Source organism: Myroides odoratimimus, from assembly GCF_038039805.1.
GTDB classification, from domain to species: Bacteria; Bacteroidota; Bacteroidia; order Flavobacteriales; family Flavobacteriaceae; genus Flavobacterium; species Flavobacterium odoratimimum_B.
The window spans coordinates 15047-40792 of record NZ_JBBPHK010000022.1; the positions used below are offsets into that span (position 1 = coordinate 15047).

The 25746-nt window shown below is 34.4% G+C and carries 17 protein-coding genes and 1 pseudogene; 14 read left to right on the top strand and 4 right to left on the bottom strand.

Going from position 1 to position 25746, the window contains the following annotated elements:
* Positions 1 to 98: 98 nt before the first annotated feature.
* Both AABL85_RS14310 and AABL85_RS14315 read left to right on the top strand, forming a co-directional pair.
* Positions 99 to 1076 carry an AraC family transcriptional regulator gene (locus tag AABL85_RS14310; RefSeq protein WP_341310578.1) on the top strand — a complete coding sequence of 326 codons (978 nt, stop codon included), beginning with the start codon at positions 99 to 101 and terminating at the stop codon, positions 1074 to 1076.
* An 87-nt stretch (positions 1077 to 1163) separates the two neighbouring features.
* A complete protein-coding gene (locus AABL85_RS14315; RefSeq protein ID WP_341310579.1) occupies positions 1164 to 2096 on the top strand; it encodes an AraC family transcriptional regulator in 933 nt (310 codons plus the stop codon).
* A 218-nt stretch (positions 2097 to 2314) separates the two neighbouring features.
* On the opposite strand, the gene AABL85_RS14320 is transcribed toward AABL85_RS14315, so the two are convergent.
* The gene (locus tag AABL85_RS14320; protein ID WP_341310580.1) at positions 2315 to 3205 is read right to left on the bottom strand and encodes a DMT family transporter; all 891 of its coding nucleotides are present in this window, start codon (positions 3203 to 3205) and stop codon (positions 2315 to 2317) included.
* A 93-nt stretch (positions 3206 to 3298) separates the two neighbouring features.
* On the opposite strand from AABL85_RS14320, the gene AABL85_RS14325 reads away from it, so the two are divergent.
* Positions 3299 to 4720 (top strand): PLP-dependent aminotransferase family protein, encoded by a 1422-nt coding sequence (locus tag AABL85_RS14325; RefSeq protein ID WP_341310581.1) that lies wholly within the window; start codon positions 3299 to 3301, stop codon positions 4718 to 4720.
* 148 nt (positions 4721 to 4868) lie between these two features.
* Positions 4869 to 5870 carry a UDP-3-O-(3-hydroxymyristoyl)glucosamine N-acyltransferase gene (lpxD, locus tag AABL85_RS14330; RefSeq protein WP_225600553.1) on the top strand — a complete coding sequence of 334 codons (1002 nt, stop codon included), beginning with the start codon at positions 4869 to 4871 and terminating at the stop codon, positions 5868 to 5870.
* Between the two features lie 81 nt (positions 5871 to 5951).
* Here lpxD and AABL85_RS14335 read toward each other — a convergent pair.
* A pseudogene (locus AABL85_RS14335) lies at positions 5952 to 6218 on the bottom strand (aminoglycoside 6-adenylyltransferase); the annotation flags it as partial.
* A gap of 729 nt (positions 6219 to 6947) precedes the next feature.
* Between AABL85_RS14335 and AABL85_RS14340 the strand changes: the two are divergent.
* From AABL85_RS14340 to AABL85_RS14355, 4 genes are all read left to right on the top strand, one after another.
* Positions 6948 to 9107, top strand: a complete 2160-nt coding sequence (locus AABL85_RS14340) for a TonB-dependent receptor (protein WP_341310582.1) — start codon at positions 6948 to 6950, stop codon at positions 9105 to 9107.
* A gap of 57 nt (positions 9108 to 9164) precedes the next feature.
* Complete coding sequence (locus tag AABL85_RS14345; protein ID WP_341310583.1) at positions 9165 to 10424, top strand: hypothetical protein; 1260 nt, start codon at positions 9165 to 9167, stop codon at positions 10422 to 10424.
* A gap of 248 nt (positions 10425 to 10672) precedes the next feature.
* Positions 10673 to 12418, top strand: a complete 1746-nt coding sequence (locus AABL85_RS14350) for an ABC transporter ATP-binding protein (protein ID WP_341310584.1) — start codon at positions 10673 to 10675, stop codon at positions 12416 to 12418.
* A gap of 5 nt (positions 12419 to 12423) precedes the next feature.
* Positions 12424 to 14187, top strand: a complete 1764-nt coding sequence (locus AABL85_RS14355; RefSeq protein WP_341310585.1) for an ABC transporter ATP-binding protein — start codon at positions 12424 to 12426, stop codon at positions 14185 to 14187.
* A 472-nt stretch (positions 14188 to 14659) separates the two neighbouring features.
* Here AABL85_RS14355 and AABL85_RS14360 read toward each other — a convergent pair whose 3' ends face one another.
* Positions 14660 to 15925 carry a DUF11 domain-containing protein gene (locus AABL85_RS14360; RefSeq protein ID WP_341310586.1) on the bottom strand — a complete coding sequence of 422 codons (1266 nt, stop codon included), beginning with the start codon at positions 15923 to 15925 and terminating at the stop codon, positions 14660 to 14662.
* 776 nt (positions 15926 to 16701) lie between these two features.
* Between AABL85_RS14360 and AABL85_RS14365 the strand changes: the two genes are divergently transcribed.
* From AABL85_RS14365 to AABL85_RS14380, 4 genes are all read left to right on the top strand, one after another.
* Positions 16702 to 18291 (top strand): helix-turn-helix domain-containing protein, encoded by a 1590-nt coding sequence (locus AABL85_RS14365; protein WP_341310587.1) that lies wholly within the window; start codon positions 16702 to 16704, stop codon positions 18289 to 18291.
* Between the two features lie 6 nt (positions 18292 to 18297).
* A complete protein-coding gene (locus AABL85_RS14370; RefSeq protein ID WP_341310588.1) occupies positions 18298 to 19395 on the top strand; it encodes a helix-turn-helix domain-containing protein in 1098 nt (365 codons plus the stop codon).
* 182 nt (positions 19396 to 19577) lie between these two features.
* Complete coding sequence (locus AABL85_RS14375) at positions 19578 to 21137, top strand: NAD(P)/FAD-dependent oxidoreductase (RefSeq protein WP_341310589.1); 1560 nt, start codon at positions 19578 to 19580, stop codon at positions 21135 to 21137.
* A gap of 305 nt (positions 21138 to 21442) precedes the next feature.
* Positions 21443 to 22177 carry a toxin-antitoxin system YwqK family antitoxin gene (locus tag AABL85_RS14380; RefSeq protein ID WP_341310590.1) on the top strand — a complete coding sequence of 245 codons (735 nt, stop codon included), beginning with the start codon at positions 21443 to 21445 and terminating at the stop codon, positions 22175 to 22177.
* A 366-nt stretch (positions 22178 to 22543) separates the two neighbouring features.
* On the opposite strand, the gene AABL85_RS14385 is transcribed toward AABL85_RS14380, so the two are convergent.
* Positions 22544 to 23434, bottom strand: a complete 891-nt coding sequence (locus AABL85_RS14385) for a DMT family transporter (RefSeq protein ID WP_341310591.1) — start codon at positions 23432 to 23434, stop codon at positions 22544 to 22546.
* 88 nt (positions 23435 to 23522) lie between these two features.
* Here AABL85_RS14385 and AABL85_RS14390 point away from each other — a divergent pair, with 88 nt between their 5' ends.
* Together AABL85_RS14390 and AABL85_RS14395 are read left to right on the top strand one after the other, a co-directional pair.
* Positions 23523 to 24974, top strand: coding sequence for a PLP-dependent aminotransferase family protein (locus tag AABL85_RS14390; RefSeq protein ID WP_341310592.1), 1452 nt, complete (start codon positions 23523 to 23525; stop codon positions 24972 to 24974).
* Between the two features lie 119 nt (positions 24975 to 25093).
* The gene (locus tag AABL85_RS14395) at positions 25094 to 25729 is read left to right on the top strand and encodes a LysE family translocator (protein WP_341310593.1); all 636 of its coding nucleotides are present in this window, start codon (positions 25094 to 25096) and stop codon (positions 25727 to 25729) included.
* The last annotated feature ends 17 nt before the right edge of the window (positions 25730 to 25746 follow it).

Consider the following 25746-nt stretch of genomic DNA (forward strand, 5'->3'; position numbering starts at 1 on the left):
AGATATTTATTTAGATTTAATTCAAATTGTTGTCGTGCGAAAATAGTAGTAAATTTGCGTCTATATCTACGCAAAAAGTATTAATAAATCTACGAGTTATGAGTCTTTTATATCAGCAATATCAAGAGGTATTAAAGAATATTCCAAACCGCATTGAGTGGGGTAATAGTGTAATGTATAAGGAGAGATATGGTAAACTTAACTTTAACGGAATTCCTGTAAAACAGAAGTTTATAGACCATCCTTCATTTATTATCTGCTATGGAGAATGGACTCTTACAACAGAAAGAGAAATAAGGATTAAGAATAGCAGGAATATGTTTAAACTGATGTTTGAACTAGAAGGGTATTCTTGCTATTTAGCAGAGAATGCTGTAATAGAAATACCCCAAGATTGTTTTAATTTAATTTATGTACCAGAATTAGATGGTCATTTAAAGTATAAAACTAATCGAAGGGTTATAGAAATAATCTTTGATATTAGTTATTTCACAACTCTAGTTAAAACGAAAATACCTGCATTATCTAACTTTTTGTCTGAATTAGAAGAAAATAAGACAATAACATTATTTACTCATGCCAAGCAAATATCTGTAGAGATACATCAGTTGTTATTAAGTGTACTTCAGAATGATGTACATCCAGATATAAAATTAATTTACTTAGAGACTAAAATAACAGAGCTTTTGATATTAAGTGTACAAGAGACTTTAGATAATCAGGATGTACCTTTATTAGAAACGAATACAATGTCTGATGTAGACAAGTTATTACATGTTAAGACATGGATAGATAATCACTTTTTGCAAGACATTACATTCTCTATGTTGAGTCAGAGGTTTTATATTAATGAGTATAAACTGAAAAAGTATTTTAAGAAGTATTATCAGTCATCTTTGATTAAGTATATTAGAGATTTGCGTTTTGAGTATGCCCATCAGTTATTGTCCTCACAGAAATTCTCAGTCAATAAAGTTGCTGAATTACTTCATTATGAATACCCTCAACATTTTACTATTGCTTTTAAGAAACGCTATAATGTTACACCGAGTACTCTTATCAATAAAAAACGATAAGCTATATTATTTAGATTAAATGTAAATAAAGTATTTTGATTAACTTTGTTACCTTAAAATAAGAGAAACGTATTTATAGTAGTTGCGATGATAAAAGAAACAGTTATAGATGTAAGTAGAGACTATATTGAACATGGTATGAAAGGTAATATACGATTAGTAGATTTAGATGACATACATATAGATTGTGTTTCTTTAAGTTATAAAAATAAACAGCAAAAACAATTTATTAAAGACCAGAAGCATATAGAGCTTTTCTTTTTATTTCAAGGAGATCACTTTTATCAATCGAATAAGAAACAACGTGTCAATACTTCTACAGGACGCTTTAGTTTTTTTCACTTACCCTACATAGATGGTTTATTAGCCTTTAATCCTGTTGAAGAAAATTACAGTGCTATAGGTATAGAACTAACATTACCTTATTTAGAACGTGTGTTTAATGGAGATTTAGAACTATTAGGAGACTTTGGTAAATCATTATACAATGAGCGAGAAAGTGCTTTTTCTTCTAATCTAATGATTGTTCCTGAGATGAAGAAGTTACTTTATGACCTAGTCAATAATCCTTATGAGGGTATGATGAAGAAGGTTTATTTGGAGACTAAGATTGTAGAGCTTCTTCTTTTAGTGATTAAGAATAGTAGAGATTATAAATGTGATTTGATAAGTGGTTCACTGACGAGAAGCGATATTGATAAGCTCTATTATGTCAGAGAATTAGTTAGTAATAATCTTCAGAACCCATATTCTTTAAGAGAACTCTCTCGATTAGCATGTATTAACGAGTTTAAGCTAAAAAGGGGGTTTAAAGAATTGTTCTCTACTACCATTTTTAATCATCTCTATGATGAGCGTATGGAGCTAGGGCAGAAGTTATTGATAGAACAAGACTTGTCTATAGCAGATATCGCTCAACAAGTAGGGTATAAGAATCCAACTCATTTTACTGCAGCTTTTAAACGCAAATTTAAGGAACTACCTAAAGATGTAAAGAGTGGTAATTTTGTTCAATTTTAACCCAGAATACGCGATAGACCTATTAACGAGAGTAAATTATACAAAACAGCTCTGAATTTATTCGTAGTATCGAGTGAATGCGGATTCTGGGTTTAAGAATCAAGAACCAATCCCTTTCTTGCTAAAAATAAACAGTGCAGAAGGAGGAAATATCAAAAGTAAGGTGATTGCTTTCAGTATTGTTCTACACTGTTTGAAATAGCTAGTAATTGGGGTTACTAGCCGAATTTTTTACTTCCAGCTACACATAGAATAACGCCTACAGTTACTGCAATCATAGCTGTGCTTACTTGTTCGTTTAAAAGACTTGCTGCAAGTGCCAGCCCAAAAAAAGGCTGTAATAACTGTAGTTGTCCTACAGAGGCAATACCTCCTTGTGCTAATCCTTTATACCAGAATACGAACCCCACAAACATACTAAATATTCCTAGATATGACACTCCTATCCATGCTTCTTTGCTTATTAGAGAAGGTACTTCAGGAGCTGTGATCAGCATAATCGGTATAGATACGGGAAGAGATAATACAACTGCCCAAGAGATAACTTGCCATCCACCGAGAGATTTAGATAGTTTAGCTCCTTCTGCATAACTTAGTCCACATAATAAGATAGCGATAAGCATTAATATATCTCCTATAGGGGAACTTGTAACTCCTTGCATAAAGGCAAATCCCACGACTAATAGACATCCAAGTATAGAGAATAACCAGAAGATAGGCTTTGGTTTTTCTCCACCTCTCCATACTGCAAATACAGCAGTACACATCGGTAAGGTACCTAAGAATACTAGTGAATGTGCTGAGGTGATATATTGTAACGCTAAGGCAGATAATAAAGGAAACCCAATAACTCCACCTATAGCAACTATAAATAAAGGCAACAATTGTTTCTTGGTAGGTCTCTTTTCTTTAAAAACCAATAGGCATAGTAGTGCTAGTATACCTGCAATACCAGCTCTAGTTGCTGTTACAAATATAGGGTCTAGTTCTAGTACAGCTACTTTAGTAGCGGGCATAGAACCACTGAATAGAAGTACTCCTATGAATCCATTGATCCAACCACTAGTTGAAGTTTGTTGTGTTGAATCAATTACACTAGTCTGTTTCATTTTCTTCTGTTTTATTTTTAACAAAAATAGACTGTATTAGCATGTGTTACAGTATCAATTTTGTAATTTTGGAAGGACACAGTTAAGATTGTTATGGAACAGAATTATTTGTATTTGAAGATAGCGGAGGCTATTGCTAGTCAGATTAGAGCAGGTGTATTAAGAGAAGGAGATAGGCTCCCTTCTGTTAGAATGTTGTGTACAGAACATCAAATTAGTATGAATACAGCCAAACGAGTGTATTTAGAACTAGAGACACAGGCATTGATAGAGTCTAAGCCTCAGTCAGGATATTTTGTGAGCAACTTATCCTACACTGATATTCCTTTGCCTCAGCCTAGTAATCCTATCTTGTTAGCGAATAACAGAGAGCCTAAAGAGATTATTCGCAAGGTATATTCTAATATGGGAAACAGAAAGTTAACTTTATTCTCGTATAGTACGTTATATGATGATTTTTTGCCTTTGGCTAAAATGAAGAAAGAAATTATAGCTGCCTCTAGGTCGTTAGTAGATGGAGGAATAGAATATGATTCTGTACAAGGCAATCTAAACTTGAGAAGAATGATTGCACAGCGTTCTATCACTTGGGGAGGTAGTCTTAAAGAGGAAGATATTATTACAACTAATGGAAGCATGAGCGCTATCTCACTGTGTTTATTAGCATTGGGAAAACCAGGAGATACCATTGCAATAGAAAGTCCTTGTTACCCAGGTATCTTTCAGCTGGCTATCGATTTAGGGTTTAAAGTGATTGAGTTACCCACAGATCCTGTATCAGGTATCATTGTACAATCGCTTAAAGATGCAGTAGAGCATATCGATATGTGTCTATTAATCTCTAATTATAATACTCCATTGGGAAGTTGTATGCCTGATGAGAATAAGAAGGAAATAGTAGAACTTTTAGAGAAGCACAATATCCCCTTAATAGAGGATGATGTATATGGAGATATGTATTTTGGCAATCACCGTCCTAAATGTTGTAAAGCCTTTGATAAGACGGGTAATGTGATCTGGTGTAGCTCTGTATCTAAGACTTTAACTCCTGGGTATCGCGTAGGGTGGGTGTCGCCTGGTAAGTATAAAAACAAGATTATGCATCAGAAGTTAGTACATTTAATATCTACGCCCTCTTTAATGCAAGAAGCTGTAGCTAGCTTTATGCGATCAGGTAATTATGATAAGCACTTGCGAAAGCTTAGAAAAGACATTTATAGCAATTATCAAAAATACTTGAATACTATTATTACTAGTTTTCCATTGGGGACAAAGGTGAATCGTCCTCAAGGGGGATTGTCATTGTGGATTGAGCTTGCTCCTTCACTTGAAGCGATGGATTTATATGACTTAGCTATTGCAGAAGGAATAAGTATCGCACCAGGTAGAATGTTTACAGTACAAGAACAATTTGAGAACTGTATCCGATTGTGTATAGGTTTACCCTGGTCTGAGGACGTAGAAGCTAAATTGAAAAGAGTAGGAGAGTTGAGTAAACAGTTATTGAGGAAATAAGTGACTGTCTTGTTTTTGGTAATTTTGTTTTTTAAAGTAGTAGAATGTTTTGTTTTTATTAAAATAAACAAAAAGCATTTTGTGTTATAATATTTTTTGGTTTTATTCGTTTTAATTAAATAAAACTCAAAAACTTTATTTTTCAATTATGAAATTATACTCTTTAACCGAATTGAACGATGTTTTGAATGGCGTTGTTGTAGGAAGTACATTAAGACAGATTAGTACAGCGGAGCAGTTAGAAAAAGCCAAAGAATGTCAAGTCTCATTTATAGGTAATAAAAAGTACGAACGCTTATGGGGAGAGTCAAAAGCTCCTATTGCGATTGTAAATAAAGATATTTCTATTCTACCAGGCATAGATAGAGCATTTATTAAAGTAGATAATGTTGATTTAGCATTGGCAAAGTTACTTACTCTATTTGCACCTAAGATGCCTGTCTTTAAAGAAGATATTCATCCTAATGCTACGATAGATAGTACAGCAGTGATAGGTGAAGGAGCTAGAATAGCAGCTGGTTGTGTAATCGGTGAGAATGTAGTAATCGGAAAAAATGTAAAGATGTATCCTAATGTTACTGTATTAGATGACAGTACGATTGGTGATAATACGATATTGTGGTCTGGTGTCATTGTGCGTGAGCGCAGTCATATCGGGCATAATTGTATTTTACATCCTAACGCAGTGATTGGAGCTGATGGCTTTGGTTTTTGTCCTTCTCCTGAGTTAGGGTTAGTGAAGATACCTCAGATTGGTAATGTAGTTATCGGTAATTATGTTGAAATAGGAGCTAACTCATGTGTAGATAGAGGAAAGTTTAGTGCTACCATTATTGGTGATGGTTGTAAGATTGACAATCTTGTTCAGATAGGACATAATTGTGAATTAGGAAAATTTTGTATTATGGCAGGTAATAGTGGCTTAGCCGGTTCTGTTACGTTAAAAGACTTTGTAGTAATAGGGGGTAGTGCTTCTATCAAAGATCACGTTACTATCGGACAAGGTGCTGTAGTAGGAGCTGGATCTGGAGTGACTGGAGATGTAGAAGCTGGTAAGACCGTATTAGGGTATCCTGCGCAAGAAGCAAAAACAACGTTGAGACAATGGGCTGCTTTAAAACAGTTGGTGACCAATAGAACGAAGAACTAATTTGCTAATTATAATCTATAAGCGACTAACTGATAAAGGCTAGTCGCTTTTTTTATGCCTTAATTAGGGATTGCTAAATTGTTAATCTTGGTAGATCCTATTGATATACTGTAAGGCATTCGCAGCCTCTTCTACATTTGTGTTTAAGGCAAGTCGCTTACCTAATTCTAGTTGTAATTTTTGAAAGAAGGAAGTCATTGTGTGAAAGGCTTCCCATGTATTTTGAATATTAGCATTGCTATAGGTTCTCAATACCTGATTATAATCTTCATCGCTTAAGTAGTTTTTAATGAATTTACCTGATTTGCCTATAGAAACGCTAAAATGGTGTTCACTTCCTATTTTCCAAGCTAGTAACCATTGAGAATAACAGCCCTAATGCGGTCATCTTGTTTGGCTAATTGAAGTATTTCTGTTTGTAATGGTGAAGACATATAGGTGTTTTTAAGACGAATAAGCAAGATAATTAAATTAAAATGATTCACAGAGGTGTTTTTAGGAGTAGAATAAAGTTTTTTAATAGTCTAGCATTGCCACCCAAATACAATACTATTATTCAAAAATTAGAAAACTCACAGATAAGGACGTATCTATATAAACTTTACTCAATGATTAATGCGTATATCTTACTTGATCTGTATAATCATTAAGGAGGAAGCTCTGTATAAGGAAGAGGTACTACGAGGTAGTAAATGCCTGTGTGAAGTTCTAGTTGAAGTTGGTTAAATCTCGTTTTTATTTTTCAAAAATAGCAGTGGTCGCATAGTTATCGCATAGTGATGGCATACTGCTCGCATATTTTTGCTCGTTTTTTATGCGACCACTATGGGATCAAACTACGATCAGTATATCATCATAGCTAGACACAGGGTATCAAGGTTATGAGTCAATGACTTCTAGTCCTGAGTGTTGAACTAAATGAAGTGTTGTCTTCCTTTTTAATGAATCTAAATAATACTCCTTCTTACGTCTTTTATATTCCTTTTAGCGTCAGTACTCAGGCAAAGGGATGCCTACTTTTGCCCTATCAATAAAAGAGATAGTCTTCTACAAGGCTATTCTATAAGAGAGATCAAGATGAAAATACCATACCTTACTTTATCCTTAATCGCTGTTTTATCATTTAACTCTAAATCTGTTTTTGCACAGCAAGATACTTTACAAAATACAGGGTTAAATGAAGTGATTATTCAGAGAGAGACCAAAGCCGAAAAAGAAAGTCGCCAACCTATACGCGCTACTGTACTTGATGTAAAAGCGATGAAACAACAGCCGTCTAGTGTGATCGAGTTGATGAACAGAACAGTAGGTGTACGAGTGAGACAAACAGGAGGATTAGGAAATGCTGCTAATTTGATGTTGAACGGTTTTGAAGGTAAGGCAATAAAGTATTTTAGAGATGGGGTACCGATGGACTATTTAGGGAATGCCTTTAGTTATTCTATTGTACCGCCTACGATGATTGATCGTATTGAAATCTATAAAGGGGTGGTACCTGTAGCGTTAGGAGCAGATGCACTAGGAGGAGCTGTTAATATCGTAACAAAAGAACCTGAAGGTAGTCAGTCTGTAGATGTGTCTTATCAGATAGGTTCTTATAATACGCATAGAGGAACTGTAAATGCTTATTTTCAAGATAAAAAGACAGGTTTATTTGGAGGAGTAAATACTTTTATTAATTACTCTGATAACAATTATAAGGTCAATGTACCTTACACTGATCCAGAAACGGCGCAAGTAAGTAGAGAGAAACACAAACTGTTTCACAACCGTTTCTCTAATGGATTTGTAGAAGGATTTGTGGGAGTGAAGAACAAGACTTGGGCAGATGAGTTACGTTTGACTGTAAGTAGCTTTTACATTAATAAACAGCACAATTACGGGATGACGATGAATTATCCATTCGGAGGAGTGACTAGTAATATGAATTCTGTAGTGCCAACACTACGTTATCGCAAGGCTTTTTTAGATAAAGACTTGAAGTTAGATCAATTCCTTGTCTATAATACACTGCATTCTAGCTATACTGATACGATTAAGGGCTTTTATGATTGGAGAGGGAAGTTCACTCCAGTACCTAGTAAGAATGGAGAAGCGACTACTAGTGGAAGTATCAAAAAGTTACGCTATTATAACTTCGTATCTCGTACTAATCTATCTTATCGCTTAGACAATGGGTTTATAGAGTTAAACTCTGTGTACAATACTTCTACCCGCCGTGGTTCTGACCCTTACGGAGAGACATTTCCTTTCTCTAAGATAGATATGCTACAGCGCTCTGTAGTATTCCAGAAGTGGATTACAGGGCTAAACTGGAGATTATACGCATTAGATGATCGTTTGACGAATGACTTATCGGCGAAATATTACTACTTGCGTACAGAGGGGTATGAGAGTGCGCATGGAGATACTTCGATGGAGCAGAAAAGATCTAAAACAAAAGGGAACTGGGGAGTATCAGAGTCGTTAAAATATCAGATTAACGATCGTATGTATGCTAGATTCTCAGGAGAAGTAGCCGTACGTCTACCAGAGCAAGAAGAGTTCTTTGGGGATGGAACATTTACCCGTACCAATTTTGCTTTAAAACCAGAAAAGAGCTGGAACTATAATCTAGGGTTTAACTATAATAATCAAACCAATTTCACAACAGAGGTCAATGTGTTTTACAGAAGAACGCATGATATGATCATGCTGTTAAACACAGGTATTTTCGGTAGTTACGAGAACATAGAAAAGATAAAAGGAGTAGGAGTAGAGGTAGATGCAGCATATTCTCCATTAAAGTGGTTGAGACTGTCTGGTAACGTGACATATCAAGACTTTAGACTATATGATAAAGAAGATAAGACGTATGAAGGTTCTCGTCTGAGAAATACACCTTATTTCTTTGCTAACCTTGGTCTGCGTACTTCACATGACAATGTATTCAAGGCAGGAGACAAGTTCTCGTTTTATTACAACTACAGTTTTGTAAAGGCTTATTACCTAGACTTTATTCCTAAAGAATTTGAACCTAGTGGTTTCTTAGGATTATGGGGAAAAGCACAAGTTAATGCAGAAGCCTATGTGATCCCTGATCAGAATTTACATTCTACAGGAGTGGTGTGGAGTTATTCACCTAAACTGTCTTTCGGTTTAGAAGCTAAGAACTTGTTTAACAGTGAAATATTTGACAATTATAAAATACAAAATGAAGGATTTAGTCTTCATTTTAAAGTGAATATGTCTCTTTAAAAAGGAGCAGTTTAGAAATACAGAAACTTATCATTAAAACACAATAAATCTATTAAAATGAAAAAAAGCATTTTTAGTACTAAAACGATAGGAGCATTAGCAATGGCAGGATTATTTGCTTTTGCATCATGTTCATCAGATGATAACTCAAGTTCAGAGCCAACTAAACCAGTTGAGCAAACGAAGACATCTTACGCACTATTAACAGCTACATTAGGAGTACAGCCATTCGTAGGATACTTATCTAACTATGATAAAATGCCTGAAGGAGATTTAGACAATATCCATAAGGGTTCATTACAGATAAAAGGGAATGGAATGAAAGCGTATGGAGAATGGGTATTCCAACGTCTTCAATTAGGACGCGTTTCTTCTCCTGATGATGGTATCTTGAGATATTCTATTAACGCAGATGGTTCTTTATCAGAGACAGGTAGAATCACAGGTATGTCTTCTAACTTTTATGTACATGATAAAACGACTGGATATTATGCTGATATAGGAAGAGGATTGTTAAAGATACAAGTATTCAATCCTTCTACAATGCAGCGTACAGGAGAAATAGACCTTTCTGTAGTAGAAGATAAAAAAGCAGAATACCAAGCTGTGGGATCTCGCTTTATCGCTTCTAAAGATGGAAAATTATATGTAGATATCATCACAGGTTCTAAAGATGGACAAGGTAGTCAGATGAAAGACCCTGCTCCTGGATATATTAAACTAGCCGTGATCGACATCGCTACTGGTAAATATGAAAAAACGATTCAAGATAACCGTATAAGTTATGTAGGATATGGTGGTAATGCTAACCAAATGTGGACTATGGGAGACGATGGAGCGCTATATATGTGTTCTCATGGGTTCGGAGTAAATGGAGCGACTAATGGTTCTGCTATTGTTAGAATTAAAAAAGGAGCAACAGAAATAGATAAAGATTGGATCATTAAGATTGATGATTATGTAAAGAATACTACAGTAGGTTCAGTAGGGGTAAAAGATGGTAAATTATATACTGCATGGAGTGATAAAGCATTCTCATACACAGATATTTTGCCAAACCCTAATTTTACATACTATGCTTTTGATAAAGAGAATATTGCTGCAGGACCAAAAGCAGTAACTGGTATACCTCAATCTACTTATGCATTCCAAGATGCTCAAGCGATTACTACAATAGATGGTAAAGTGTACTTCAGAGTAGTGAATAATAAAGATTACAACGGATACTATGTATTAGGATCTGATAATGTAGCTAAACCTGCGTTTAACATCGGTAAAGGTGGTCAAGTATGGGGCTTAGTGAAATTAGAAAAATAATAAGTTTAATTATTTAGAACTCTCCATAGAGTTTGGATGCAATAGTAGAGGAGTTTTCTTCTCTACTATTATTTTTTATGGTGTTTACGGGAACGGGGAACTGGAAACTGGAAACTGGAAACAGGGAACTGGAAACGGGAAACCGATGGCATGATAGCTCACAGTAGGGAGACTTTGCAGTGAGAACAGAGCACAGAACGGTTTCACAAAACAACAAAACAACAAAATCACAAAACAACAAAAAGAATATGGCAACAGATAATGTGCTATGGCGTATCGTAAAACCAGTCAAGAAGAAGCTAAACTTTGCAATGGCTCTTTCTGTGGGTTCTACTTTATTGACAATAGCCAATTTAATAATATTAAGTTACCTAATTAATGCACTGTATCAAGGAGATACAACACAATTATTGTATCTATTCGGAGCGATGATCTTATGTGTAGTCATTAGTTATGTATTACGTCTAAAGTCATTTGACGTATCCCATTACGCAGCTTTTGATTTAGAAGCTATTTTGCGTAAGAATATCAGTCATCATTTGGCGAAATTGCCATTGGGATTCTTGACAGAGACAGGTTCAGGAGCATTGACTAAAATCTTAAATGAAGATGTTCGTTTATTACATGGATTTGCGGCAGATAGTACCCCTTTATTTGTGCGTACGTATGCCTTTCCAGTAGTTACTTTAGTCGCATTATTCTGGTTTGATTATAGAGTAGCATTAGTTTGTCTAGCTATTCTTATCGTAGGGCTTGGGTTCTTAGCATTAGCGATGAAGAATAAGACAGAAGTAACACATCAATTTAATAAAGCAAAAGAAGATATTAATGTAGCCGTGATAGAGTATGTACAGGCAATGCCAGTAGTACGTGTCTTCGATGGAGGAGAGAAATCATTTGTGCGTTATGAGAACGCTTTACAACGCTATTTATCTATTATTACCTTGTGGTTTAAGGAAAACGGATTGAATGCTAAGTTGTCTATGTTTATTTTAAATCCATTACCTACATTTATTATTTTACTTGTATTAGGAACCTATTGGTTCCAAGAGGGGTCTTTGAGTTTTGTGTCTTTTGTAGCCTCTTTATTACTGGGGACAGGAATGATAGAGTCTATTTTGCCTTACCGCAGTTTGACTAATGTGATCTCTAGAGCAGCAATCAGTGCAAAGCGTATAGAAGAATTACTAGAAGTAGAACCTTTAACTTCTACAGGAGAACAAACTACAGTAAATGATACAACTATTGAGTTTGACAAGGTTTCTTTTACTTACCCTGGTAGAGAGGACAAGGCACTAAATAATATCAGCTTTACAGTGAAGCCAGGTACTTTTACTGCTATCACAGGAGCATCAGGAGCAGGAAAGTCTACTGTAGCTCGATTGTTACCTCGTTTTTGGGATGTTAGCGAAGGAGAAATAAAACTGGGCGGAACAGATATTCGTCAATTAAAGCCTGAGGTATTATTAGATACAATATCATTTGTGTTTCAAGACAATTTTATTTTCTCTGATACGATAGCTAACAATATAAGGATGGGCGCAGAAGAAGCTACCTTAGAAGAAGTGATGGAAGCGGCTAAGGCTGCCCAAATACACGATTTTATAATGGAACTTCCTGATGGGTATGAGACCTTAGTAAAAGAAAGAGGAAATAACTTCTCAGGTGGACAAAAACAACGTCTAGCGATAGCTAGAGCGATTTTGAGAAATAAACCAATATTGATACTTGATGAGGTAACTTCATTCTCAGATACAGAAAACGAACTATTACTGATGCGTGCTTTCCGCAATCTGATGAAGGACAAAACAGTCATTATGATTGCCCATAGATTAGAGACAATCAAGAATGCGGATCAGATCATTGTGATGGATAAGGGAAGTATTAGTGAGATAGGAACACATGAACAATTAGCCGCTAATCAAGGAATATATCAAGCGATGTGGCAATCGTATACACAAGCGAGAAATTGGCATATTAAATCAGATAAATAATAGAGATGAGTAAAGTACAAACAAATAAGAGCAGTTCTTTTATCGGTATATTATCTAACCTGATTAAAGCAGCAGGTCCGATGGGCGGACGACTGCGAATGAGTTTAATATTGATATTGTTGTCTTCTGTTTTTCAAGGAGCAGCTTATACTTGCTTTTACCCTATTTTTATGAATATAGGCAAGGGACAGCCTGAGCAAGTATGGTTTTATATCTGGATAGCATTAGGCTTCGTTGTGATTAGTGCTATCTGTAGATGGGTAGGGCAAGACTATGACTACGGAGGTTTTTCTTCGCAGGCGCAGTATGACCTTCGCAAGAGACAAGGGGAGAAATTGAGAGAGATGCCCTTAGAGTTTTTATCTAATAAGCGTTCTGGAAAATGGAGTGCTGTGATTAGTAATAATGTAGATGAGGTGATCTCTTACACGATTACAGTGTCGAGTTTGATGATGTATGGAGTGATTACCCCTATATCAGTAGGGCTGATGACTTTCTTCTTTGATTGGAAGATAGCGATAGTTATTTTGATTTTATTTCCTGTGATTATTCCATTATATCGCTGGAGAAAACCTGCTTATGACCGCGGGATGTATTACCTAAACGAAGTACACTCTGAGCTAAATGCGGAGTCTATAGAGTTTATCCAAGGGTTACCTGTTCTTAAGGCAAGTAATGGTATAGAGCGTATCGTGGCTCGTTTAAACAAAAGCATTGACAAAGTAAGAGAAGTGCAAATCTTCGGGCATGGCAAGGGGAGTACTCCTAACCTGATTATTACTTCTGCTTTAGAAGTAGGGATGTTAGTATCATTGGGATTGGGAATATTGTTTGTGCTAAAAGCAGATAGCAATATGATGGTCATGACAGCCTTAATGATTATCGTGATTCGCTTTTCAGAGTTGATCTCTAGCTTTGTACCGATGACCATGATATTTAGCCTGATGGAAGCAGGATATAAGCAAATCACAGCGATGTTAACTGCTCCTGTCTTAGAAGTAAAGACACCTCAAGCAAAACCAACTTCTTATGGTATAGAGTTTAACGAAGTGGACTTCTATTATGAAGATGCTCAAGAAAAGACTTTGTCTAATATTAACTTATCTATTGCACCGAAGTCTATTGTAGCTTTAGTAGGTCCTTCTGGTTCAGGTAAGACTACGCTGGCAAGAATGATTATGCGCTATGCTGATTGTCAGAAGGGAAGCATTAGTATAGGAGGAGTTGATATTGCTAATTTGAGTCAAAATGATTTGTTGAGTATGATTTCTGTGGTATTCCAAGAGGTTTATTTATTTGATGATACCATAGGGAACAATATCCGCATGGCTAAACCTACTGCTACCCAAGAAGAAATAATAGACGCTGCTAAGCGTGCTCAATGTCATGACTTTATCAGTCAATTACCTAAAGGGTATGACACACCTATAGGAGATATGGGAAATACCTTATCAGGTGGAGAGCGCCAGCGTATCTCTATTGCGAGAGCACTGCTTAAGAACAGTCCTATAGTTATTCTAGATGAACCAACATCTTCTCTGGACTCTTTAAGCGAACTAGCCGTACAGCGTGCTATCGATGAGCTAGTGAAAGAGAAGATCGTGATTATCATTGCACATAGGCTATCAACTGTGAGAGGTGCAGATAAGATATGTGTCCTAGAAAAAGGGCAGATAGTAGAGGAGGGAACACATGAAACCTTAATGGCAAAACAAGGTAAATACTGTGACCTATGGGAAGCAGAGAAGCAAATAGAAGCTTTGTTTTAGGAAGAAATGGCAATTGTATTCTATAGATTATAAGGGCTAAGGACAGATAGTAGACTCATTTGATAAGCTTACCCCAAGTTAGCTTTTCCTTAGTTCCTTTTATGTAAAAGCTTGTGATATTGTATCACAGGCTTTTTTGTTTTAAGTAGGTTGAGATAAGAAGGTATTAATTTTTGAAACCTATTTAAAATAAAAAGAAGCCAGGGATATCTGGCTTCTTTGAGTTATTGTAAGTCTTGCTATATGAAGGTAAAGTACAAGTATTTGCAATTTAACAAGATGTGTTTCTCGTTAATAGATACTTTATTCTATTAAAAGTAGAACAGATTTTAGCGAATAGAGGGGACCTTGTATTTAAATAATTTAAGATTAACATATATTATTAATAACTATGCTTCTTGAGGGAGAAGAATATAAAAAATAAATATTTGCTGTCTAATATAAATTTAGCTTACAATAACTATTATTTATTTTATTCTAGATTTAGCATGAGTTGCCTCACATGAGGATTGGTTATAACTAAATTGTATTCTTTTAATAATACTATGGTACACTTCTTACAATCTGCTAAAAGTCCTGGGTGACCAGGTGTGTCTAATGGCAATGGATTAGGATCATAAGATGTCGCTGTTGCTGTTTTGAATTTAAAATCTTTAGCTGATGCGGAAGCAATGTTGTATACAGCTTTTTGATTAATATCTTCTTGAGTAACAGGGTATATTAATGTATAAACCCATTCTTCATTTACATCTAATAAATTATTATTATTTATATCCCCACTGAGAAACTCTGGAGTCAAGTTACTACCAACCATTTCATCTGTTAGTGTAATGTTTTTTAATGTGACATTCCCTATATTTTTAATTTTAAAAGTATAGGTAATTGTTTCTCCTACAGAAGCATAACCTTGATTTACAGTAGTTGTATTAAAAGCGCCTACTTTAGTTAAACTAATGGCTGGTTTTGTTTCTCCAGTTTCGCTACAAATACCTTCTATTTCTGCTTTTAATCCAGGAGGCCACATAGACTCACATGCTAGAGAATCAGTACACAAATTAGCTGATCCTGGTGAGACATGCGCTAATCCAGCCAAAGCGAACCAATTTACTGATGATGAGTCTGATAATTTAGCTCCAGGAGTTCCAGATGCTGGAGCTCTATTTACTACGTTTGCACTTTCATGCCCTTTGCCTATATATTTTACCATAGGATAATGAATAGAAGCTACAGATAAAGTAGCACATACATTAATATTAGCCCCATCACTTAAATTAAATTGTGCTTTAGCTGTTTTACTATTATCTCCATCAGCTGGATCTAGTTGAGATATTGAACCATTAACACTGAAGAAGCTAAAGTCTCCTACATTTACTATAGCATTGTTATTACTTCTTATTTCACCAATATTTACTGCTCCTTTAAAGAAAAAACCTGCATTGTCACAGATATTGATTAATCCTCCTTTCATATGCATTGTTCCTGATGCTTGTAGGATTACACCTTCTGGAATATATAATTCAGCATTTGACTCAATAGTGAAAGTACTTCCTACAATTAGAAGGTCTTTGTCTGTGAAATATTTCTTTCCACTTTGTAAAGTATTAGTTGATGCTGTTAACAATATTGCATCAGAGGGTATTTTACAATTTATATTACTAGCTATCCCTTGATAGAAGGAAAATAATGTCAGAAGTAATAATGTTGTGTTTAATAATTGTTTTCTTTTTCTTTTAATCATAGCTTGTTAAAATAAGTTATAAAAAAAACTCTAAAAGGGTTGTTATGACACCACCTTAAAGTAAATAACAACTGTTAAAAATACATGATGTATAACCTATACAGAAGTTGATTAACATTTGTTATTATGTGAGTCAAAAGTCCTTAATAATGTAAATAATGACTTCTCAAAAAAAAATTAAAAAGTATGCCAATAATTTGAAACAAATAGCTATCTGTCTGTAATTAAGAGTGTTGTTTTGTTATTTTAGACTTTTTGTTTTTAAAATTTTATTTTTGAATACAGTTTTAGAATTTTAACACTTCTAAGTATTAAAAATGTATAATTTTCCCAAAAATTAGAACAAGAAGACTTTTAAATATTGATACATAAAAACTCGTATCTATAAACCTTTGATTTAAATAAATATTGAAAATCAAAATGTCTTTATGGAATAGAGAAGTAAGAAGAGAATAGTATTTATAGTTGTATAAATAGCAATGAAATTTCTTTTTGAGTACTTGAAAATATGTGAAGTGTAATTTTGATGCTATAAAATAAGAAATTTGGTAAATATTTTAAAAATAATTATCAATAAATTATATTTTGAATTTTTTTTAGTATAAAATTCTTCGGTAATTTGCAAAAATGTGAAAATGTAAATTTAATTATAGTATTAAATTGTCAATATTTTTAGTAAAGTGCTAGTTGAGTTTTTAGAATATTTTTTAAACCGTATAATCATAAAGACATTTCGTCAAGTTTTGTTTTGACGAAAAAGGATAAGGTAAAGTTGTATGATGAAAAAAGGTATAAGGTATGTAGTATATGTATTTCTTTTGTTTACTGTATTAATACAGGCAAAACACAATGATACAGATATTTTATTGGCTAGAATATTAACTGAAATAAGACCTATTGATAAGAATAGAGCTTTCTTTATTACTGATTCTATTTATCATAATAATTCTAATGTACATACTAAAGTTCATGCATTATTTATTAGTGCTTATTTGTATCATGATGACTTTGATATTCCCAATTCTTTAGGAAAAGCATTAAAAGCGATTGAACTAGCTGAAGCTAACAAAAGTTATAAGTGGTTAAGCAGGCTTTATGGTTTTGTTGGGGCAGAGTATAGCCGTTTAGAATTGTTTGGAGAGGCAATACATTATTTTGATAAAATAGAGGGGGTTTTGCCTAAAATTGAAGATGAGTATGATCGTGTTTTCTCTACTTATTATTATTACCATTTATTATCGTCTTATTATTATCAACAAAAGAATTATAGTAAGGCATTAGAAAGCATTCATCAAAGTGAGTTGTATCTTAATAAAATTTCTTCTCTATTGTTGCATGGAGACGATTATTTAGGTTCTAATGAACAAAATAAGGGCATTAACTATTTAGAGCTTAAAGAATATGACAAGGCTAAAGAGGCTTATGAAAAGGGGTATTCTCATATAAAAGAAAGTGCACAATTTGAAAATTCTTTAACAACAGCTTATATCTATGTAGGTTTGGCACAGATAAGTTTCCAACAAAATAATAAAGTGCCAACAGAGGAAATATTACAATATTACTTAAAAGGTCTACATATAGCTACGATTAATAGTAATAGGGATTTAAAGGAAAGTATTTATTTCTATTTAAGTGAATATTATGAGTACAGTGGTGATATTATAAATTATAGTAAATATAATAAAGCTTATCTTCAAGAAAAACAGGCTAAGGAGGATTTTAGGGTTGCTACAGTTAATGAATTATTAGAAAAACAGTATATTCAAAAAGAAAGAACAGATAGTAAAAATAAGAAGTATTTTACTGTAATAGTTTCTTTTTTAATAGCTCTGTTAATTTTGCCTATTGCTTTTTACGTATGGCGCAAAAGAGATAAAAAAAATAAAATAGAAGAAGAAATACCTAATCCAAATAGCTTTTTATATCAACTACTACATATAAGTAAGGAAAAATTACCCTCTCTATTTGAAAGTGTTGTGTGGAAAGAAGCAGACCTAGTAGATCAGTCTGAGAAATCTATTATTGATGGGATAAAAAAATTTGAACAGTCTAAAGGATATTTAGATAAAATGGTGACTATAGAATCTCTAGCAAGAGTATGTAATACTAATACAACAACTATAAGTCGTATATTAAAGAAGACTAAAAATGTAGACTTTAAAACTTATATATCTCAGTATAGGTTATTAGAAGCAGTCACTCTTCTAAGGTTTGAAGAAAGATATAGAAACTATAAGATAGGGCATTTAGCAGAGGTGACTGGATTTAGTTCGCATAGTAGTTTTACTATTGAGTTTAAAAAAATAATAGGTGTTAATCCTTCGTTTTTTATTCAGTATCTCAATGAAGTTAAAAATAAAAAGTAATGTTTAATGGAGATGTATACCTTATATGATATATCATTAGTTATTGCCATTACTATTTTATTGGTAGTAGCTGTAATAAATCTGTCATTAATCCAGAAATTAAAAAAAACAAAAACTGATGTTCAAAAGGTGAAAGAACAATTCAATATCATAATTATCATATATTGTATTGTTCATTTTCTTTCCATTATACTCAATGCAAAGGACTCCTTTACGCATGTAACATTTAGTTTCCTTTTTTTGATATGGCCCAATATATATTTTATTTATTTAGAGTCAGAAAATAAAAGATTTGATATTACTAATTATTATATTACCCTATATGGTTCTTATGTAATGGGGGTTGTAACATTAATTATTTTTTTTGTTTTTGATTTTTATGATGAACTTGCTTTTCCTATAGATTTTTTTGTTTGGGCAGTTTTATTAATGGTAATAGGATATTATTTGTATTTATTCACAGTAAATAAGCTGTATAATCAAGATAAAAATGCGATATCAAAATTGGCTTTATTAGGAATATTAATTACTGTAATAAGTCTATTATTTAGTAGTTTATCAAAGAGTCTAATAATGGTAACTTGTATTAGTTATATTGTATTTTTATTTTTCTTTGTTTGTTATTGTGTAATGATGAATAATAGTTTAATTATTCAATTAAGTAAGAGTATAAATGTAGCACTTTTTTCATCTAGACATTATAATGTAGATGAGTATATTAATGACGAATATAGAAATGAGAAATCACTTTTTAGCTCTAAACAATTAATGGCTATTACTAAATCTTTAGAAGCATTACCTAGTGAATATTTTTATAATTCTTATTTAGATTTAAGTCAATTAGCTAGTTCTTTAAATATATTAAATCATGAATTGAGTTATTTTTTTTCACATCATTTAGCTACCAATTTCAATCAGTATATCAATAACATAAGAGTAATTAAAGCTAAAGAGTTATTAGTATGTAGAGAATATGTCGATAAATCTGTTAAAGATATAGGTGAGGAAGTTGGTTTTAGTTCAAATGCTTCATTTTATAGAGCTTTTAAAGATAAGTATGGTATTCCTCCTTCGGAATGTAGAAAAAAAAATGTAATAGAGTAAATTACTTTTTGTAATAAGTTATCTTAGTTTAGTAAATAACTAATAATTAGTTTTTTAGTATTGTTTTCTGTATTTTGTGTACGGGATGTCAAAAAAATACTGAAAGACTATAAAATAGTAAAAAAAGCTAAGTGATTTTAGTTTATTTTTGCGCCTTTAATTTTTATTTGCTTTATAGAAAAATGCCACAAGAATTACAGTTACAAGTTCTTCCTGAAGTTGCAGGTACAGCGGATTTATTGACGCAGTATGTTGCAAACCATGTGAAGTGTTCTACAAAGGACATTAAGCATATCACGATCTTAAAGAGATCTATCGATGCGAGACAACGCACCGTAAAGATCAATTTAAAGGTTGCTGTTTTTTTTGCTGACGAAGATGTCGTGCATAGACATATTGATTTTCCTGAGTATAAAAATGTAAAAGATGCTCCACGTGTTATCGTGGTAGGAGCAGGGCCTGCAGGTTATTTTGCAGCCTTACAACTAATCGAGTTAGGGGTAAAACCTATTGTAGTCGAAAGAGGAAAAGATGTGCGAGGTCGTCGTCGTGATTTGAAAGCAATAAATATTGATCATATCGTTGATCCAGATTCGAACTACTGTTTCGGAGAAGGAGGAGCAGGAACTTACTCTGATGGGAAGTTATATACGCGCTCTAAAAAACGTGGTGATGTCAACCGTATATTAGAGTTATTAGTAGCCTTCGGTGCATCACAAGATATATTAGTAGAAGCACATCCACATATCGGAACGAATAAACTTCCGAAGATTATGCAGGATATGCGTGCTAAAATTGAGGAGTTTGGTGGTGAAGTGTTATTTGAGAAAAGAGTAGTTGACTTTTTGATCAAAGGCAATGAAATAGAAGGAGTTAAACTACACAATGGAGACCTGATTGAAGCAAAGAAAATAATCTTAGCGACAGGGCACTCTGCTCGTGATATCTATGAATTATTAGACCGTAAGAAAGTCCTGATAGAAGCCAAACCTTTTGCATTAGGTGTACGTGCAGAGCATCCACAGACATTGATAGATAAGATACAGTATTCATGTGATTACAGAGGAGAGTTTCTTCCTCCAGCCCCGTATTCTATCGTGAAGCAGGTCAACGGAAGAGGAATGTATTCATTCTGTATGTGCCCAGGTGGAGTAATTGCGCCATGTGCTACCGCACCAGGAGAAGTGGTAACCAATGGATGGTCTCCATCTAAACGCGATCAAGCAACAGCCAATTCGGGTATCGTAGTAGAGTTGCGTTTAGAAGACTTTAAGCCCTTTGAGAAGTTCGGCGCTTTAGCTGGTATGGAATTTCAAAAAGCAATAGAACAACAGGCTTATAGGCTAGCAGGAGAGACACAGCGTGTGCCAGCACAGCGTATGGTGGATTTCTCTCAGTCTAAAGTGTCAGAGTCTATCCCTAAGACGTCTTATCTACCTGGTACGACTTCTATAGAGTTAGGGCAGGTATTCCCAGGCTTTTTAACACAAATCATGAGACAAGGATTCCAAGAATTTGGTAAATCAATGAAAGGGTACTTCACGAACGAGGCTATCTTACACGCTCCAGAGAGTAGAACATCTTCTCCAGTGCGTATCCCTCGTGAGGATTATACCTTAGAACACCCTCAAATCAAAGGACTTTATCCATGCGGAGAAGGAGCAGGGTATGCAGGGGGTATTGTATCTGCTGCCATCGATGGTGAGAAATGTGCAATTATGTGTGTGGAAAGTATGCAGTAATGAATATGGTTAACGGTTATCAGTTGACAGTTAACAGTATTGCCTATGACATTTGGCATGTATATCACGCAATCGTAGGGATGATTACATATATCTGATTTTCAGTAAATAATAGTCCTTTTTAAAGACATAAAGTTTAATATACAAGCCTAATTACGAGAGTAGTTAGGTTTTTTTGTCTGCTTGAGCAGGGAGGTTCTTAGTTGGATTTATCTATATTTGTTAAGTTTTACGGAACATCAGGTAAGTAAAGATATAAAGCTGTATTTTTATAAACTGAGCCAATTAGTTTAATTTAAGCGTGTATGAAAAAAGTGTTATATAGTTTATTGCTGTCAATTATAGTGATGAGTTGTACTGCTAAAGAGAAAGAAGTCGATTTTAAGAGTCTTAAAGAAAGAGGTGGAGTGCTTTATGAGGTCAAATCTGAAAAGCGATTTACTGGTATTGCAAAGAGCTATTATGAGAATGGACAATTAGAGGTAGAAGATAGATATGTGGATGGTGTCTTACAAGGTATCACTAAGAGCTATTATGAGGATGGTGAACTAAAAGGGGAAGCTAATTATAAGGGAGGAAAACTAGAGGGAATGCTTAAGAAGTATAGTAAAAAGGGAGTTTTAGTGTCTGAAACCAGTTATAAGAACGGAAAGATAGAGGGATTAAAGAAGAGTTATTCAGAGTATGGGCAGTTAATTACTGAAGCAGACTATAAGGATGGTGTTCTTCATGGCCAGCTTAAAGGGTATGATGAGAAGGGCGTACTTACTGGAGAAGCAAGTTATGAGAATGGAATAGAAAATGGAATAACGAAAGGATATTATGAGGATGGACAAGTACAAATGGAGGCAAATTATAAGAATGGGGTATTAGATGGAGTGGTTAAGAAGTATTATAAGAATGGACAACTAAAGTCAGAAGTTAATTACAAGGATGGATCTCTTCATGGAATGACGAAGGGGTATGATGAGAAGGGAAAATTAATAGGAGAAGCTAACTATGAATATGATGTACTAGTAGGAGAAATTAAGCGATATTAGTGAAGCACTGCTTAGTGTATAAGATAATTTATAAATGGATAGTTTAACGACTCCCATTATGCTACGACCCATTCTTAGGAATGGGTTTTTTTGTTGCTTCTACCTACCCTCAAGGAGTATCCAAAAGTTCGAAGTAGAACATATCAAATCCTTACTAACCTAAGTGAGCGCTCATTCTTTGTTAAATTTGTGCGAAGTTTTTCTACATAACATTTGTTTTAAAAGGAGATTAGCATGGATTATAAGGGGATAGGTATTTACATAACAGATGGATAATCACAGCCTATATATAAAACAATAAAAAAACGCACTATATAAGTGCGTTTTTCGTTAGTAAAAGGGTAATAATTGAAGAAAAAAAAATATCTATTTAGCAAACTTCTTACTTGCAGCTACACAAAGGATCACTCCGAAAGTGATGTATAGCATCGTAGGGCTTACTTTTTCGTTTAATACTGTTGCCGCTAATATCATTCCTAATAGCGGTTGTAATAATTGGATTTGACCTACTGTTGCGATTCCTCCTTGTGCTAATCCTTTATACCAAAAGATATACGCTAAGAACATACTCACAACAGAAATATAGAATAGTCCAAACCAAGATTCTCCACTTACTAGGACTAAGTCTGTAGGTACCGTATAAATCATAATTGGCACTGTAAGAGGTAGTGAGATAATACACGCCCAAGAGATTACTTGGTATCCTCCTAGTGTTTTAGATAGTTTAGCTCCTTCTGCATAGCTCTGTCCGCATAGGATGATCGCTAAGATCATTAAAATATCCCCGATAGGGTTAGAACTTACTCCCTGTGAGAATGCAAAACCAATCACTAAGGCACTCCCTATTAAAGAGAATAACCAGAAGATAGGTTTAGGCTTCTCTTTACCAATGAATACAGCGAATATAGCTGTAGACAGGGGTAACATTCCCATAAATACCAAGGAATGTGCTGAGGTGATGTACTCTAATGCCATCGCTGTCAATAGAGGGAAACCAATAACTCCTCCTATGGCAACTTTAATCAGAGGCCACATTTGTTCTTTGGTAGGGCGTTTTTCGCGAAGAGCTATTACGCAAGCTAGCGCTAACAAAGCTGCGATAACTGCTCTTGTTGCAGTGGCGAAGATAGGGTCTAGGTCTTTAACCGCCATCTTAGTAGCAGGCATCGAACCTGCGAATAGAAGTACTCCAATAAATCCATTTAACCATCCGTTAGATGATTTCGTTGTTGCATTTAAAATGCCTGATTGTTCCATTATTCTGTTTTATTTGGGACAAAATTACCTCTATGTATAGGATTCACACAGTATCAGTTTTGTATATTTGCATGGGCACAGTTAGTAGATGAATATGAGCAAAACCTTTTTGTATAGTGAGATTGCAGAGAATATAGCTTCTCAGATTAGAAGTGGAAATATTAGAGAAGGAGAGAAGTTACCTTCCTTGCGTGGGTTATGCGCAGAATATGAGATTAGTATGAATACGGCAAGACGTGTTTTCTTAGAGTTAGAATCCCTGTCTTTGATTTATTCGAAACCTCAGAGTGGTTATTTTGTGAGTAAACTAAGTTATAAGAACTTGCCTCTTCCTGAGGAGAGTAATCCCATTTTATTAGCGAATCACTGTGAACCTAATGATATTCTACAACGAGTATATGCTAATATAGGTAGAGAAGATCTCTTATTACTATCTTATACGGTGGCGTATGGAGATATGTTACCGATTGCTAAACTAAAGAAAGAAATTGTGCAAGCCACTAGAGACTTGCCTACTGGTGGGGTACAATACGAACGTTTAGAAGGCAACGCTAATCTTAGGAGAATGATTGCTTTGCGATCTTCGGGTTGGGGAGCTAATCTTCATGAAGAAGACTTAATCACTACAAATGGAGGGATGAATGCTGTAGCTCTTTGTCTGACAGCATTGAGTAAACCAGGAGATACTGTTGCAATAGAAAGTCCTTGTTATCCTGGTATTCTACAATTAGCTTTAGGATTGGGATTAAAGGTGTTTGAATTACCGACTAATCCTAATACAGGAATAAAAGTAGAAGCGCTAAGAGAGGTGGTCTCAGAAATAGATATTTGTATTTTAATCTCAAACTACAATACTCCTGTAGGGAGCTGTATGCCTGATGAGAATAAAAAAGAAGTGGTAGAGCTATTGGCACAGCACGATATTCCTTTGATAGAAGATGATGTCTATGGGGATTTATGTTTTACAGGGCATCGACCTACTTGTTGCAAGACATTCGATAAGACAGGAAATGTATTGTGGTGTAGTTCTATCTCTAAAACACTAGCACCCGGATTTAGAGTAGGGTGGGTAGCACCTGGCAAGTATAAAGATAAAGTGCAAAATATCAAACTGATACAGTCTATCTCTTCCTCTTCCTTAGAACAAGAAGCTGTGGCTAATTTCTTAAGGTCTGGGAAATATGATAAGCACTTGCGAAAATTAAGAAGAAAGCTATATCAGAATTATCAGAACTATGCTAGAGTTATTCAGCAGAGTTTTCCTAAGAATATTAAGATTAGCCAACCACAGGGCGGATTGTCTTTGTGGATAGAGTTTAGTGAAGAGGTTGATACTATCGCTTTGTATGATTTGGCGATGAAGAAAGGGATAAGTATAGCACCTGGACGAATGTTCACTTTACAAGATCAGTATAACAATTCCATGCGGTTGTGTTTTGGCTTGCCTTGGGATGTACAATTAGAGGGAAAGATTAAACAGATAGGTTTATTAGCTAGACAATTGCAAAACCTAAAGACTGTTAATATAGAACAAGAATAGTAGAAAGGAAATGGGGGTGTTGTAAATACATGTTGAAATAAAAGGGAAAAAAGTAATTTGAAAACTTATCTATCAAGAGAAAAAAATTACATTTGACTTGACTAAACCAACTACTATTTATGATTCCACTACACGATTTAATGCTGTTTGCAATAGCGGCAGTAGTTTTGGCTATTACTCCTGGGCCAAATATGTTATACCTTATTACGAGAACATTATCACAAGGCAAAAGAGCTGGGTTTATCTCTCTAATGGGAGTGATCTGCGGTTTTCTATTTCATATTATATTAGTGTCTTTTGGGCTGACGGCTATATTGTTTACCATACCTTATGCCTATGCTATACTGAAGTGGACAGGTGCATTGTACTTAGTGTATTTGGCATTTCAGGCGTTAAAACCTAATGCAAAGAATATATTTGATGTAGAACAAAGCGTTAAAGTAGATTCTCCAAATAAGTTATTCTCAATAGGTTTTTTGACGAATGTCTTGAATCCAAAGGTAGCGGTATTTTATCTTTCTTTGTTTCCCCAGTTTATTAAGCCAGCTTATGGATCTGTATTGTTACAGAGTTTAACGTTAGGAACTACTCAATTACTAGTTAGCTTTATCAATAACTTCTTAATCGTATTATTTGCAGCTAAGATGGCTTCTTTTTTTCAGAGACAACCTTTATGGGTAAAAGTACAGAAGTGGTTTATGGGAAGTGTATTGTTATTTTTAGCTTTTAAAATGGCTATTTCAAAGGGGAGATAGTGTTTCTGTTTTTAGGA